The following is a 15282-nucleotide window of genomic DNA, read 5'->3' as shown; positions in this document are numbered from 1 at the left end:
CGCGCTCCGCCGGTCACCCGCCGGGCAGGGACTGCGCCCGGCCCTCCGCCAGCCGGTCGAACTGCTCCGCGAAGGCCGGGACCATGGTGACCACGTAGTCGTGGGGCATGTGGTTGTCGTCCATGTAGACCCAGCGGTTGCCGATCCGCGACGGGCACGTCCCGTCCGGGCAGATCCAGTCGCTCATGTCCACGTTGACGAAGTTCCCGTGCGCCGCCTCGAGCGCGTCCGCCGGGTTCTGCGGGGCCAGTTTCTGCTCCCGCGGCGGGTTGCAGCGCGCGGCGTCGGGGCCGTCCTGGTCGATGCAGGTGACCATGTTGAAGGAGAAGCGCGGGTTGTCGCGGATCCCGACCACGGTGACGCCCCGCTCGTCCAGGTCGTCGAGGAGCTGCGCGAACCCGGGAGCGATCTCTTCGCCGGGCCCGTCGGTGGAGGTGACGGTGGAGGTCGTGAACACCACGTCGATGTCCTGCTCCTCGATGTACTGGTCCGTGAGCCGGATGAGCTCCTGGCACTCGGTCTCGTCGGTGGTCTCGACCGGCTGGTACCGGCAGGCGCCCTTGACGGCGGAGAGCAGGTTCCAGCCGCGGTCCTCGGCGACGCGCTGGAACGCCGGCAGCCACTGCTCGGCGTGGGAGTTGCCGACCACCATGGCGTCGACCTCGGCGTCCGGGTCCACGGGCAGGGCCGTGCACGCCACCACGTGGTCGCCGAACCAGTCCTGCGTCGCGTCGTCGCACTTCTCCGGCAGCGTCGCCCACTGGCCCTCCCGCACCAGGGGGTTCGGGATCGTGGGCACCGCCGGGTCCTGCTGCCACGCGAGGTCCCCGGCCAGGACGGCGGCTCCCGGGTTCTCGACGGCGGCCCGCGCCGCGGCCTCCTGCGCGTGCCGGTCCAGGACGACCCGGGCGCCCGCGGCGGGGACCAGCACGAGGGCCACGCACAGCACGATCAGCCCGAGCTGGCGCAGAACGGCCCGCGCCCCGGTCCCGGGCCGCAGCGGCCGCTCGACCAGCCGGTGCACCAGGACGCCCAGGACGATGCTGGCCAGCAGGATGACCAGCCCGTGCAGCAGCGTGGCCTTTTCCCGGTCCGTGACCACCAGATAGGTCACGAGCACCGGCCAGTGCACGAGGTAGACCGCGTAGGAGGCCTCGCCGAGCACCAGGAGGGGGCGGCGGGTGAGCAGGGCGTCGGCCCCGCGCGGGTCGCCGGTGTGGCCGGCGAGGATCACCAGGGCCGCCCCGGTCAGCGGCCACAGCGCCGCCCACCCGGGGAAGGAGCCCTGGACGTCCAGGACCAGCCCGCACACCGCGATGGCCACGAGCCCGGTCCAGCCCAGGACGAGGCGCAGCGCGCCCGGGAGACTGACGCCGCGCAGCACGGCCAGGGCCAGCAGCGAGCCGAGCGCGAACTCCCACAGCCGGGCCCGGGTGTCGAAGTAGGCGAAGGCCTGCTCGTGGTTCGTGGAGACCACCGAGAAGACGAAGGAGGCCAGGAACACGGCCCCGAACACGACGGCGGCCACGCGGCCCACGGGCTGCCGGGTGCGCCGGGCGAGCAGTCCGCACAGGGCGAGCAGCAGCGGCCAGAGCAGGAACACCTGCCCCTGCACGGAGAGGGACCAGAAGTGCTGGAACGGGCTGGCCTGCGAGGTGTCCGCGGCGTAGTAGTCCACCGCGTTGAACGCGAGCACCCAGTTCTGGGCGTACAGCACCGTGGCCGCCGCCTCCTCGATGGCGGCGTACCAGCGGTCGGAGGGGAACAGCAGCCGCACCGCCACGAGGGTGCCCAGCACCGTCACGACGACGGGGGGCAGCAGCCGGGAGAAGGTCCTGGCCCAGTAGCGGCCCAGCTGCGGCCCCGTCCCGTTCTCGAGGCGCCGCACGAAGGAGAGGGTCATCAGGAACGCGGAGATGAACAGGAACACGTCCACCCCGCCCGAGACCCCGCCGATCCACACGTGGTACACGGCGACCAGGAGGACGGCCACGGTGCGCAGCCCCTGGACCTCGGGGCGGAAGCGGTGGGCGGCCGGGGCGGGGGGCGCGGGGGCGCGGTCGGTCCCCGCGGACAGCTCGGCGGGCAGGAGACGGCTCATGAGGTTTCCTCGTCGGGAGGGGGGTCAGACGATGGACAGGCCACCATTGTCACACCGGTCGGTCACACCGGTCGGTCAGACCAGCAGGGACGCGGCCATGAAGCGCAGGGGCGCCTCGCGGTGCAGGACCCGGCGCGGGTCCCGGGTGAGCAGCGTGGCGGGCCGTCCGAAGCGGCGGCGCCGGGTGGAGGCCCGGAGCACCTCGCCGGCGGTGGCCCCGCCGCGGGCGGCGAGGTCGAGCAGGTCCCGGTCGGCCCGGGAGAGCATCTCGAGGGCCGGCCCGCCCACCGCCCCCACCAGCCGGAGGACCGCCCGGCACGTCCGGGCGTCCTCACCGGTCCAGGCCCCCGCCGACGCCCGGGCGTGCACCGCGCCGAGCAGCTGGACCCGCAGCACCTTGACGGCGATCGCCGTGCGCTGCTCCGCGCCCAGCCCGGCGTACCAGGTGCCGGCGAGCAGGTCGGTGAAGGCCTCGAGGTCCTCGGCGAGCGGGCGTGGCCCGCGGGTGATCCGCCCGTCGGCGTCGTCGTGCACCACGTAGTGCGCCCACCGGGGGGCGAGGTCGAGGCGTCCGCCGCCGAACCAGGCGCGGGCGGTGAGTCCCAGGTCCTCGCCGGTGGCGTACTGGCCCTGGAAGCGCAGCCCGCGCTCGGCCAGCACCTCCCGGCGGAGCAGCCCCAGGCTGGTGGTGCGGTAGGCCAGCCGGTCCCTGACCGGGTCGAGGTCCGCGCGGCGGAGCGGGCGGGGCACGGGGGTGCGGAGCACGCCGCCGCCGCCGTGGACCAGGCGCGGGAGCACTGCCGCCGAGCCGTGGCGTTCCGCGATCTCCGTCCAGGCCGCCAGCGCCCCGGGCGCGATGGTGTCGTCGCTGTCCACGAAGGAGACGTACCGGGCGGAGGAGCGCTCCAGACCCAGGTTGCGGGGGGCGGCCGGGTTGCGGGTGCCGTCGAAGCACTCCACCAGGTCGACGAGCGGCCGGTGCTCCGCGGCGAGCCGGTCGCGGATCAGCGCGGCGCCGACGTTGTGGCAGACCACCGTGAGGCGCACCCCGCCGTGGTCGCCGACCGGGAGCCCCCCGGCCAGCACCGCCGCGACGGCGCGGTCGACGGGTCGTGCGGCGGTGTGCACGGGAATGATGACGTCGACGAGCGGCGCGGGAGCGGAGGACACGCAGGACAGCGTACAAGACCGGGCCCGGCCGCTCCCCCGGCCCGGTCCGTGCCGCGGCTCAGCCCTGGGAGGCCAGCACGAAGGGCAGCACCGGCCCGGAGCCGGCCCGGCGCAGGGCGCGGGCGGCCACGGCCAGCGTCCAGCGGCTGTCCACGAGGTCGTCGACCAGCAGCACGGGACGCCCGCCGAGCCGGTCCAGCTCCTCGGCGAGTCCCGGACCCACCTGGAACTTCTCCCACACGGCCGCCAGCCGGTAGGCGCTGTTGCCGCCGTGCCCGCCGGTGGGGAACCCCTCGGGGACGTCGAGCTCCCCGAGGTAGGGCAGGTGGCCGACCCCGGCCATGCCCTCCGCCAGCGAGCGCACGAGCCGGGGCCGGGAGCGGGACGGGACCGAGACGACCGCCGCGGGCCGGTCCGCCCAGCGCCACTCGGCCAGGACCTGCACGCAGGCCCGGCCGAGGGCCGGGTCCACCGGCCCGTCGACCGGGGCGCCCTGCTCGTCGGTGCGGAACAGCTCGCGCAGCCGGTTGCCCCAGCCCAGGTCCGTGAGCCGGGCGAGGGCCCGGCCCTCCGCGCAGCGCAGCTCCTCCGGGATCCGGCCCTTGACGTCCACGCCGAGCCGCGGCATCCCCGTGGGCCACTGCGCCCGGGGCTCCACCACGACGCCCACCCGGGTCAGGGCCGCCCCGGCGGAGTCGGTGGCGCTCTCGTCGACGGTCGTGGGGTACCACGGCCCGGCGCAGGTGTCGCACCGCCCGCACGGTGCGGCCGTGGGGTCGTCCAGCTGCCGGGCGAGGAACTCCATGCGGCACCCGGTGGTGCGCTCGTAGTCGAGCATGGCGTTCTGCTCGTCGACCCGGGCGGCGGCGATCCGGCCGTAGCGCTCGGAGTCGTAGCGCCACGGTACGCCCGTGGCCCGCCAGCCGCCCTGCACGCGCTCCACCGCGCCCTCGACGGCGAGGACCTTCAGCAGCAGCTCGAGCGGGCTGCGCCGGACGTCCACCCGCGACTCCAGGACGGCCACGGAGAGGGCGCCCCCCGCGGCGGCCAGCTCGCCGAGGACGGCGGTGGCCTTCTGCTCCGTGGGCATGGAGGCGGTCGCGAAGTACTCCCAGATCTGCCGGTCCTCCGTCCCGGGCAGGAGCAGGACGTCGGCGTTGTCGGTGGCGCGCCCGGCACGGCCGACCTGCTGGTAGTAGGCCACCGGCGAGGACGGCGCGCCCAGGTGGACCACGAACCCGAGGTCCGGCTTGTCGAAGCCCATGCCCAGCGCGGAGGTGGCCACCAGGGCCTTGACCCGGTTCTCCTTGAGCGCGGCCTCGAGCTCCTCCCGCTCGCCCTGGTCCGTGCGCCCGGTGTAGGCCCGCACCGGCAGCCCGGCGTCGGAGAGCGCCTGGGCGGTGTCCTCGGCGGCCCCCACCGTGAGGGCGTAGATGATCCCGCTGCCCGGCAGGGACTCGACGTGCTCGAGCAGCCACGCGAGCCGGGCCGTGGCCGAGGGCAGGTCCAGCACGCCCAGCCGCAGGGACGCCCGGGAGAGCGGGCCCCGGAGGGTGAAGACCTCCCCCGTGCTCGTGCCGCCGGGCCGCACGCCCAGCTGCTCCTCGACGTCGGCGACCACCCGCTCGTTGGCGGTGGCGGTCGTGGCCAGCACCGGGACCTCCTCGGGCAGGCGCGCGATCAGGTCCCGGATGCGGCGGTAGTCGGGGCGGAAGTCGTGGCCCCAGTCCGAGATGCAGTGCGCCTCGTCCACCACGAGCAGCCCGAGCCGGGCCACCAGCTGCGGCAGCTGCTGCTCCCGGAAGACCGGGTTGTTCAGCCGCTCCGGGGAGACGAGCAGGACGTCGAGCTCGTCGGCCTCCAGCTGGGCGGAGATCTGCCCCCACTCGGTGGCGTTGGCGGAGTTGATGGCGGCCGCCCGCACTCCCGCCCGGGCCGCGGCGGCGACCTGGTCCCGCATCAGGGCCAGCAGCGGGGAGACGATCAGGGTGGGGCCCCGACCGCGCGCCCGCAGCAGCAGGGCGGAGAGGAAGTAGACCGCGGACTTGCCCCACCCGGTGCGCTGCACCACCAGGGCCCGCCGGCCGTGCCCCACGAGGGCCTCGATCGCCTCGAACTGGCCGGGGTGGAAGGCGGCGTCGGTCCGGCCGGTGAGCGCGCGCAGCAGCCGGAGCGCGTCCTCGCGCAGGGCGGTGTCCTGGGCGGTGTCCTGGGCGGTGTCGGAAGCCGGGGAGGTCGTCATGGGTCCCAGTCTTCCAGGGTCCACCGACGCCGTGGCGCGGCGGTCACCGGGCGGTGCAGCACGGCGCACCGCACTGCACCGCCCGGCGCCACCGGTCGGGCCCGGACAGAGCGATGCGCCCGCTGCCCATCCGTCGGAACGGATGGCCCCCGCAACGGGCGCATCGTCCGGCCTGACGGCCGGTGGCGAGCAGAGACTCGCCTGGTGGGAGTACCGCCCCCCAGCGGTGCTCCCGTGTCGGTTCACCCCCCGATGAACCGGTCGCACCGGCACCCCCCGATGCCTGCGTGCGGGCGGCCCATCCCCCGATGAACCGCCGTCGATCCGCCCCCCGACGGATCAGTTGGTTCTGCCCCATCGGGTGAACCAATTGACTCCATGGTGGCAGGGTTTCCATGACCTGTCACGGGGGCCGACGTCATATTCAGAACGGTGGACATCGACGTTTTTTCATGTGTTTGCGCTGGCCACACCGGCATTCTCCCGGCTTCGGGGCACCGGCTCCATTCATTTGCATCGGCAAACGTGGCACGAAGTGGGGACAGGCCGGCCCGGGGACGTCCCCTGTCGGGCACCCGTCCCGGGCGCGGGATGACGTCACGTTGCGCCCCCGGCGCCCGGGCCGGGGGCGCAGCCGCTCAGCCGCGCAGTCCCGGGAAGTCCGCCTCGGTGTACTCGATGCCCAGGCCGTCGGCGGGAGGCGCCGCCGGGGCGCCGGCCGCCGGGCGGTCGGCGGCCGCCTCGCGCTCGCGCAGCACCACGCGGCGGATCTTGCCCGAGATCGTCTTGGGCAGGTCGGTGAACTCGATCCTGCGCACCCGCTTGTAGGGGGCGAGGTTCTCCCGGGCGAAGCGCAGGATCTCGCCCGCGAGCTCCCGGGTGGGCTCCGCCCCGGCGGCGAGCACCAGGTAGGCCTTCGGCACGGCGTGCCGGACGGGGTCCGGGGCCGGGACCACGGCCGCCTCCGCGACCGCGGGGTGCTCGATGAGCACCGACTCCAGCTCGAACGGGGAGATCCGGTAGTCCGAGGCCTTGAAGACGTCGTCGGTGCGCCCCACGTAGGTGTAGACGCCGTGCTCGTCCCGGCGGGCGATGTCCCGGGTGTGGTACCAGCCGTCCTGGACGACCTCGGCGGTGCGCTCGGGCTCGTCGATGTAGCCGGCCATGATCCCGGGGGGATCGTCGTCCACCTTCAGGCAGATCTCGCCCTCCTCGGCGGGCGCGCCCGTGCGGGGGTCCAGGAGCTCGACGACGAAGCCCGGCAGCGGCCTGCCCATGGCGCCGGGCACGACCGGCTGGCCGGGAGTGTTGGCGATCTGCAGCGTGGTCTCCGTCTGGCCGTAGCCGTCCCGGATCGTCACGCCCCACGCCTCCTGCACCCGGCGGATCACCTCGGGGTTCAGCGGCTCCCCGGCGGAGACGGCGGACACCGGCGGGTCCTGGACGCGGTGCAGATCGGCCTGGATGAGCATCCGCCACACGGTGGGCGGGGCGCAGAAGCTGGTGACGCCCGCGCGGCCCATCTGCTCCATGAGGCCCACCGCGTCGAAGCGCTCCTGGTTGAGGATGAACACGGTGGCCTCCGCGATCCACGGGGCGAAGAAGTTCGACCACGAGTGCTTGCCCCACCCGGGCGAGGCGATGTTCAGGTGCACGTCCCCGGGGCGCAGGCCCATCCAGTAGACGGTGGAGAGGTGCCCGAACGAGTAGGAGTAGTGGGTGTGCTCCACGAGCTTGGCCTGCGACGTGGTCCCGGAGGTGAAGTACAGCAGCAGCGGGTCCCGGGAGCGCGTGACCCCCTCGGGGACGAACACGGCGTCCGCGCCGGCGGAGTCGGCGTAGCGGCGCACCGCCCGGCCGGGCAGCTGCGCCCGCGCGGCCTCCACCTCCGCGTCCCCGCCCACGACGACGAGACCGTAGTCCCCGTCCACCGCGGCGAACTTCGGGGCGTTGGCGGCGTCCGTCACGACCCAGGAGACCCGGCCGCGCCGGACCCGGTCCTGCAGGTCCGCGGGCGGCATCATGACGGCGGTCGGGATCAGCGGCGCCCCCAGCTTCATCCCGGCGAGCTGGGTCTCCCACAGCTCCAGCTGGTTGCCCAGCATCAGCAGGATGCGGTCGCCGCGGCGGACCCCCAGGCCCCGCAGCCAGTTCGCGGTGCGGGCCGAGGACTCGGCGAGCTCGGCGAAGGTGCGCCGCTGCTCCGAGCCGTCGGCGGCCACGATCCACAAGGCGTCCCGGCTCCCCCGCCCGGGGTCCCGGGCCACGTGGTCGAACCAGTCCAGGGCGAAGTTGAAGTGCTCCATCCGCGGCCAGCGGAACTCCTCCCGCGCCCGGTCGTAGTCCTCGCGCAGCTCCAGGACACGGTCCCGGACCGCCTCGTACTGCTCGGAGACGCCGGGGGCGGCGTCGGACATCGCGCTCGTGGGAACCGGCTCGACCATCGGGGACCTCTCTCCGTCGCTGCGGGCCGGGCGGGCTCGTCCGGCCGGCCTTCCCGTGCAGTCTAGTGCGGCGCCCCCGCCGCCCGGCCTCTGCGAGGATGGTGCCCACACCCGACGTCCCGGAAGGAGACCTCTCCCCGCCATGCCCTCCCCTGCCACCACGGCCGCTCCCGCCCGCGCCGGCGCCCGTGAGTGGGCGGCCCTCGTGGTGCTGATGCTGCCGGTGCTGCTGATCTCCGTGGACAACACGGTGCTGAACTTCGCGCTGCCCGAGATCTCCCGGGAGCTGCGCCCCACCGGCACGCAGCTGCTGTGGATGGTGGACGCCTACCCGCTGGTGCTGGCCGGACTGCTCGTGCCGATGGGATCCCTCGGGGACCGGGTGGGGCGCCGCCGGCTGCTGCTGGTGGGGAGCACGGGGTTCGCGGTGGTGTCGGCGCTGGCCGCGTTCGCCCCCACGGGAGCGGCGCTCGTGGCGGCCCGCGCGCTGCTGGGGCTCTTCGGGTCCATGCTGATGCCGGCCACCCTGTCCCTGCTGCGCAACATCTTCCACGACCCCACCCAGCGGCGGGCCGCCATCGCGGTGTGGGCCACGGGCTTCTCGGCGGGCGGGGCCCTCGGTCCGGTGCTGGGCGGGTTCCTGCTGGAGCACTTCTGGTGGGGCTCCGTCCTCCTCATCGCCGTGCCGGTGCTGCTGCCCCTGCTGGTCCTGGCCCCGGTGCTGGTGCCGGAATCCCGGAACCCGGCCCCCGGGCCGGTGGACGTGCCCAGCGCGGCGCTGATCATGACGGCCATGGTCGGACTGGTCCACGGCCTCAAGGACCTCGGCGCGCACGGGCCCTCCCCGGCCGTGGCCGCGGCGGTCCTGCTCGCCGCCGCCGCGGGGACCCTGTTCGTGCGCCGCCAGCTGCGCCGGCCGGTGCCGATGCTGGACCTGCGCCTGTTCCGCCACGCACCGTTCACCGGCGGTCTGCTCAACAACCTGGTGGCCTCCACCACCTTCATCGGCGTCCTCTTCTTCGTCTCCCAGTACCTGCAGCTGGTCGAGGGCGTGCCGCCGATGCGGGCGGGCCTGGCCCTGCTGCCGGGCGCGGCCGTGACCATCGTGTCGGGGCTGCTCGCGGTGCACGTGGTCGGCGTCGTCCGCCCGGCGTTCGTGCTCGGCGGCGGCCTGCTGGTCATGGCCTCCGGCTTCCTGCTGGTGCTGCTCGGGGACCTCTCCGGCGGGTCGGTCCTCGTCGTCGCCCTCATGGTGATCGGGCTCGGCTCCGGGGCGGCCCAGACGATCGCGGGGGACCTGATCCTCGCCGAGGTCGCCCCCGAGCAGGCCGGTGCGGCCTCGGCGATCTCCGAGACCGCCTACGAGCTCGGCGCGGGGCTGGGCGTGGCCGTGCTGGGCACGGCCGTCACGGCCACCTACGCGCACCGGGTGGTGCCGCCGCCGGGCCTGGCCCCGGAGCAGGCCGCCACCGCGGGCGAGACCCTGGGCGGGGCGGTCGACGTCGCGGGGGCCCTGGACCCGGCCGCGTCCGACCAGCTGCTCGCCTCGGCGGTGGCGGCCTTCGAGGCCGGGGTGCACCTGTCCGCCGGGATCGGCGCCGTCCTGCTGGGCGTGACCGCCGTGGTCGTGGCCCTGCTCCTGCGCCGCGTGCCGCGGCTGCGCCGCCGGTAGCGCCTCCCGGCCCGGCTCAGCCGCCCAGCCGGGCCGCCGCGTGCTGCTCCACGCGGGCGAGGTCCCGCGGGTTCGGGCCGCTGTCCCGGTACTGGCCGAGCAGCACGTCGACGTGCTCGCGCACCTGCCGCTCCACCGAGGGGTGCACGGTCGCGGACCCGATCCGGGCGGCGAGGTCCACGAGGGCCAGCAGCACGCTGACGTGCCCGGTCGCGTGCGGGCGGATCTGGTCGAAGGGCATGTCCACGATCTCGTCGAGGCCCACCACCCGGTAGCGGAGGCGGGGCTCCCCGTCCACGACCACCGTGTTGCCGGGCAGCGGGCGGGAGACGGCCGTGACGATGCCGGCCGCGACCTCCTCGATGGCGTTGACCGCGGTGTAGGGGTCGTTGGTGCTCGGGGACAGCGCCCGCACCGCCAGCTCCACGACCTGCTGCTCGGCGAACCGTACGTCCTGGTCCGCCGACCGGGAGTCGCCGAGCGCCACGCAGTGCCGCAGCCGCTCCGCCAGCTCCTCCGCCCGGTGCTCGGGCCAGACGCGGAACAGGGGCTCCTCCGGCAGGACGTGGTCGCCCACCCGCGGGACGAGCTCCACGACGACGTCCTGGTCCTCGGCGTGGGAGCGCAGCCGCTCGAAGTTCACGCTGACGACGTAGCCGACGGCGTCCGCGCGGAGCTGCCCGCCGCCGCGGCGGCGGCCGGCGGTCCGCACCAGCTCCTCGGGCGTCTCCTCCGGGTGCCACCGCTCGATCACGGCCAGCAGGCGCCGGCGCACCCCGTGCACGAGGGTGTCCACCTGGACGGAGTCGGCGATGTGGTGGATGAAGTACACGATCAGGGCGACGTCGACCACGGCCAGCAGCACGGCCAGGTTGACCGCCAGGTGCGGCACGAACGGCTGGGCCAGGTCGTCCGAGGCGGAGCGGATCGTGCGCAGCACCAGGAGGGCGTAGATGAAGGTGGAGACCAGCACGCCCAGCACCACCTGGTTGCCGCGGTCCGCCATGAAGTTGCGCACCAGCCGCGGCCCGTACGTGGAACTGGCCGTGGCGACCACCGAGATGGTGATGGAGAACGCGGTCGCGGCCACTGCGAGCATCGACCCGCCGATCGCCGAGAGCATCCCCCGGGACCCGTCGATGCCCACCGCGTAGACCCACGAGATCCAGGGCGAGTCCAGGTCCTCGGGCAGCCACCGGTCCACGGCCACCACGGACTGGGCCAGCACGACGGCGGCCACCACGCACACGGCGGGGACGAACCAGAACTTGTTGAACACCCGGCGCCAGGAACCGGACAGCTTCTGCATGGGACCCACCCTAGGAGACCGCCCGGCCGCCCGGGGTGGGACCCGGCCTCCGGTGCCGGCCGTCCGCAGGTAAGCTGGGCGGCCGGACCTGCGCCCCCGCGGGCGCCGCACCTCCCAGCCGTACCGCCCCCAGTCCCCGAGGAGACCTCTCCATGCCCCACGCTTCGAGCCCGCGCCGACGGCACCGGCCCGCCCGGCCGCTCCGCACCGGTGCGGTGGCGGCCCTGACGCTGACGGCGCTGACAGCGCTGACGGGATGCGGCTCCGACTACCCGCTCGGGGAGCAGCAGCGCCGGGTCGCGGAGGAGGGCGGGTCGGACCTGTCCGGGATCCTCACCGGCGTCGGCTCCTCGGCCCAGAACGCCGCCATGCTCACGTGGCGCAGCGGCTTCGAGTCGATGCACCCCGACGCGCAGGTGCAGTACCTCTCGGCCGGGTCCGGTGCCGGGCGCAGTGCGCTCGTGGGCGGGGGCACCGACTTCGCCGGCTCGGACGCCTACCTGGACGAGGAGGAGCAGGCCGAGGTCGGGCAGTTCTGCGGCCCGGACGGCGCGATCAACATCCCGGTGTACATCTCCCCCATCAGCGTCGCCTTCAACCTGCCCGGCGTCCCGGAGCTCGACCTGGACGCCGCGACCATCGCGGGCATCTTCCGCGACGAGATCACCCGCTGGGACGACCCCGCGATCGCCGCCCAGAACGAGGGCGTGGACCTCCCCGACCTGCCGATCACCCCGATCGCGCGCGCCGACGACTCGGGCACCACGGAGAACTTCACCGACTACCTCCACTCGGTGGCCCCGGAGGCGTGGCCGGAGGAGGAGGACGGGAGCTGGCCGGGCAGCCTGCCCACGGAGCGCTCCCAGGGCAACGCCGGGGTGGTGAGCCTCACCGCCGGGACCGAGGGCGCCGTGACCTACGCGGACGACTCGCTCGTGGACGAGTCCCTGGGCAAGGCCCGGGTGAAGGTCGGCTCCGAGTACGTGGCCGTGTCCGGGGAGGCGGCCGGCACCGCGGTCGGCGAGGCCTCCCGGGTGGAGGGCACCGCCCCGCACGACGTCGCCCTCGAGCTGGACCGCGAGCCGGACGCCGCCGGCGCGTACCCGGTGGTGCTGGTGTCCTACCACGTCTACTGCACGAGCTACACGGACCCGGAGGTGCTCGAGCTGGCCCGGACGTTCGGCCACTACGTGGTCAGCGAGGAGGGCCAGCAGGCCGCCTCCGAGGCCGTGAAGAGCGCCCCGCTGCCGGACAACCTCCGGGCCGAGGCGCAGGCGGCCCTGGACTCCATCGGCCTGCGCTGACCCTGCGGCCCGGGCGTGCGGGTCCCTGCGGATCGGGTCCGGCCCGGATACCGTGGAGTGGTCACCGACCGAGAGGACCACCCTGATGCGCCGGATCATCCCCGCCGCGGCACTGCTCGCCCTCGCGCTGACCGGCTGCGACGACGCGCAGGAGGACGGGGCGAGCGTCCCCGCGACGTCCCCCGAGGCCTCCCCCACGAGCACCTTCAGCCCGCCACCGCCCGTGACCACCACCCCCGCGCCCGAGGGCGCCCCGGGCGATGCGCAGGTCGGGTCCGAGGCGCCAGCCCCGGACCAGCCGGGCCCCGAGTCGGTGCCCACCCCCTCCGAGCAGCTCGACGGGCCGTAGCGGGCGTCCCGCGCGCGCACGACGAAGGTCCGGGCCGGGTCGACGGACGTCCACTCCTCGCCCCGCGGCGCGACACACGCCGCCCGGTCGCCGGGTTCCGCTCCCACATGCACGAACATGGGTACACCCCTCTTCGCTGGAAGGCACCCCCCCATGCACGAGAACACTGCTCTCGTCCCCCGTCCCCCCTGGGCCACCGCTCAGGAGGTGACCGACCCCGAGACGGTCACCAACTCGCGGGAGCTGCCGGCCCGGTCCCTCGCCGGTCCGTCGCCGGTGGCCCTGCTGGAGACGTGGGAGGTCGTCACCACCCCGGACGGGTCCTACGCCCACCCGGACGGCGTGGTCCTGCACATCGGCCACGAGGCCTGGACCGTGGCGCAGGCCAGGGTCCTGCGCGACCGCATCGACGAGGCGCTGGGCCTGCTCGAGTAGGCACGCCCCGCGGCGGCACCGTGCGCCACGAGCGCTGCCGCCGCGCACCGTCCCGGCCGAGCCCGGGAACGCGGAAGGACCTCCTTCCCGGGCGGGGAAGGAGGCCCTTCGAACGGGTGGGCCCCGTGGGGCTCGAACCCACGACCCATGGATTAAAAGTCCACTGCTCTACCAACTGAGCTAGAGGCCCGCGCCCGGCCGGCGGGCACGGGGCGCGGCCGGTCCGGAGCGGGCACCACTCTACCGCACGGTCCCCCGCGGGCCCGGGACCCCACCCGCCCGGGCAGCGCCGGCGAGCGCCCCGGCGCGCCCGCCTAGAGTGGTCGTGAGCACCGTGCACACCGAACCGACCGGAGGAGACCGCCCGTGCCGCAGCCGAGCACCGAGGAAGAAGAGCGCGCCGAGACGGGGCTCTTCGGCCCCTCGGCCGTCACCGCGTACCTCGAGCAGGTGGTGGAGCAGCTGCGGGACGAGCGCGGCGGCGCCCCCAGCTCCTCCATCCCGGCGCTCGCGGAGGCGGACCCGGAGCGCTTCGGCGTCGTCATCGCCACCGCGGACGGCCACGTGTACGAGGCGGGCAGCACGCGGGACGAGTTCAGCCTCCAGTCGATCTCCAAGGCCTTCACCTACGCCCTCGCCCTGCACGACCTCGGGGCGGAGGCCGTGCACGCGAAGATGGACGTGGAGCCCAGCGGGGACGCCTACAACGAGATCTCGCTCCAGCCCGGCTCCGGGCGCCCGGCCAACCCCATGATCAACGCCGGGGCGATCGCCTCGACGTGGCTGGTCCCGGACAGCGACCGCGACCTGCGCCGGGACCGGATCCGGGAGGCCTACTCCCGCTGCGCGGGCCGGGACCTGGCCATCAGCCCCGAGGTCCTCGCCCAGGAGCACGACGCCGGGGACCGCAACCGGGCCCTGGGCTACCTGCTGGCCTCCGCCGGGATCATCGAGGGGGACCCCACCCAGGCGCTGGAGGACTACTTCGCCCAGTGCTCCGTGCTGGTCACCTGCCGCGACCTCGCCCTGATGGGCGCGACCCTGGCCAACGCGGGCACCAACCCGCTCACCGGTGAGGAGGTGTTCGACGCCGGGACCGTCTCCCGGGTCCTGTCCGTCATGAGCTCCTGCGGGATGTACGACGACGCCGGCGAGTGGATGGTGCGGGTGGGACTGCCCGCGAAGTCCGGGGTGGGCGGGGGCATCATCGCCGTCCTGCCGGGCGAGCTGGCGGTGGCGACCTTCTCCCCCGCCCTGGACCGGCACGGCAACAGCGTGCGCGGGGTGCTCGCCTGCGAGCGGCTCTCCCAGGACCTGGACCTGCACTTCACGCACACCGCCCGGGTGGCCCGGTCCACGGTGCGGGCCAGCTACCCGATCGACCAGTCCCCGTCCCTGGTGCGGCGCAACGCCGACGCCGAGGCCGTGCTGGCCGAGCACGGGACGGACGCCGTCGTCGTCGAGCTGCAGGGCGACCTGCTGTTCACGGGCACGGAGACGGCGATCCGCACGGTCCGCGACGTCGCCTACGACGCCTCCTACGTGGTGGTGGACCTGCGCCGGGTGGACGTCATCGCCGACTACGCGATGCCGATGCTGGCCCGGACCCGGCAGGAGCTGCACGCGGCCGGGCGCACCGTGGTGGTGGTCGCCGGCAATCCCGACTTCGGCCGCTCCTTCCGGGGCGATCCGCCGCTGGAGGTCTTCCCGAGCCGGGCCGCGGCCATCAAGTGGGTCGAGGACGCGCTGCTCGAGGAGCACGGCGGGCCGGAGTGCACCCCGTCCCGGGTCAAGCCCGTCGAGTCGGAGCTGTTCTCCCGGCTGGACCCCGCGGACGCCCGCGCGCTGCGGGTCCGCACCGTGGAGCGCTCGTGGGCGGCCGGGGAGAACATCCTGCGCGCCGGCCAGAACTTCGCCGGCATCCACCTCATCGTGACCGGGGACGTGTCGATGTCCCTGCGCACGCCGTCCGGGGAGCGCGTGGAGCTGCAGGTGCTGGGCCCCGGCATGAGCTTCGGCGAGCTCGCCCTGGGCACCGGCGACAAGCAGCACGCGACCCTCAGCGCGGTCACCGACGTCACCGCCCGGGTCCTGTCCCCGCAGACGCTCGCGGAGCTCGAGCAGGAGGACCCGGGGCTGGGGCTGCGGCTGTGGAAGGCGCTGGCCCGGGACGGCTTCGAGCGGGCGGACCAGCAGTGGCGGGACGCGGCGGTGCACGCCTCGGCCAGCGACTGGTGAGCGCTCCGTGGCCCGGCG

At 74.7% G+C, this 15282-nt stretch carries 10 protein-coding genes and 1 tRNA gene; 5 read left to right on the top strand and 6 right to left on the bottom strand.

Features of this window, described 5'->3' with window-relative positions; genetic code table 11:
• Nucleotides 1–13: 13 nt before the first annotated feature.
• The 4 genes from AYX06_RS14455 to AYX06_RS14440 all read right to left on the bottom strand — a co-directional run bounded on the left by AYX06_RS14455 (nt 14) and on the right by AYX06_RS14440 (nt 7957).
• Nucleotides 14–2101, bottom strand: coding sequence for an acyltransferase family protein (locus AYX06_RS14455; protein WP_062736365.1), 2088 nt, complete (start codon nt 2099–2101; stop codon nt 14–16).
• Nucleotides 2102–2176: 75 nt separating this feature from the next.
• Nucleotides 2177–3271 (bottom strand): glycosyltransferase, encoded by a 1095-nt coding sequence (locus tag AYX06_RS14450; RefSeq protein WP_062736364.1) that lies wholly within the window; start codon nt 3269–3271, stop codon nt 2177–2179.
• Between the two features lie 58 nt (nt 3272–3329).
• A complete protein-coding gene (locus AYX06_RS14445) occupies nt 3330–5513 on the bottom strand; it encodes a RecQ family ATP-dependent DNA helicase (protein WP_062736363.1) in 2184 nt (727 codons plus the stop codon).
• A gap of 638 nt (nt 5514–6151) precedes the next feature.
• On the bottom strand, nt 6152–7957 hold the full coding sequence (locus AYX06_RS14440; RefSeq protein ID WP_062736362.1) for an AMP-binding protein: 1806 nt from the start codon (nt 7955–7957) through the stop codon (nt 6152–6154).
• Between the two features lie 142 nt (nt 7958–8099).
• On the opposite strand from AYX06_RS14440, the gene AYX06_RS14435 reads away from it, so the two are divergent.
• Nucleotides 8100–9629: an MFS transporter gene (locus AYX06_RS14435; RefSeq protein ID WP_062736361.1), complete on the top strand. Its 1530-nt coding sequence runs from the start codon at nt 8100–8102 to the stop codon at nt 9627–9629.
• A gap of 16 nt (nt 9630–9645) precedes the next feature.
• On the opposite strand, the gene AYX06_RS14430 is transcribed toward AYX06_RS14435, so the two are convergent.
• Complete coding sequence (locus tag AYX06_RS14430) at nt 9646–10938, bottom strand: DUF2254 domain-containing protein (RefSeq protein WP_062736360.1); 1293 nt, start codon at nt 10936–10938, stop codon at nt 9646–9648.
• A 152-nt stretch (nt 10939–11090) separates the two neighbouring features.
• Between AYX06_RS14430 and pstS the strand changes: the two genes are divergently transcribed.
• The 3 genes from pstS to AYX06_RS14415 all read left to right on the top strand — a co-directional run bounded on the left by pstS (nt 11091) and on the right by AYX06_RS14415 (nt 13026).
• Nucleotides 11091–12242 (top strand): phosphate ABC transporter substrate-binding protein PstS, encoded by a 1152-nt coding sequence (gene pstS, locus AYX06_RS14425; RefSeq protein WP_062736359.1) that lies wholly within the window; start codon nt 11091–11093, stop codon nt 12240–12242.
• 85 nt (nt 12243–12327) lie between these two features.
• Entirely contained in the window at nt 12328–12591 is a 264-nt protein-coding gene (locus tag AYX06_RS14420) for a hypothetical protein (protein WP_062736358.1), read from the top strand.
• Between the two features lie 153 nt (nt 12592–12744).
• The gene (locus AYX06_RS14415) at nt 12745–13026 is read left to right on the top strand and encodes a hypothetical protein (protein WP_147017516.1); all 282 of its coding nucleotides are present in this window, start codon (nt 12745–12747) and stop codon (nt 13024–13026) included.
• A 117-nt stretch (nt 13027–13143) separates the two neighbouring features.
• Here the strand turns inward: AYX06_RS14415 and AYX06_RS14410 are convergent.
• A tRNA-Lys gene (locus tag AYX06_RS14410) sits at nt 13144–13216 on the bottom strand.
• 176 nt (nt 13217–13392) lie between these two features.
• Between AYX06_RS14410 and glsA the strand changes: the two genes are divergently transcribed.
• Nucleotides 13393–15264, top strand: coding sequence for a glutaminase A (glsA, locus tag AYX06_RS14405; protein ID WP_062736356.1), 1872 nt, complete (start codon nt 13393–13395; stop codon nt 15262–15264).
• Nucleotides 15265–15282 lie beyond the last annotated feature (18 nt).

Source organism: Kocuria turfanensis (assembly GCF_001580365.1).
Lineage (GTDB): Bacteria > Actinomycetota > Actinomycetes > Actinomycetales > Micrococcaceae > Kocuria > Kocuria turfanensis.
Note: the sequence above shows the minus strand (reverse complement) of the source record. Positions and strands in the feature narration are given on the sequence as shown.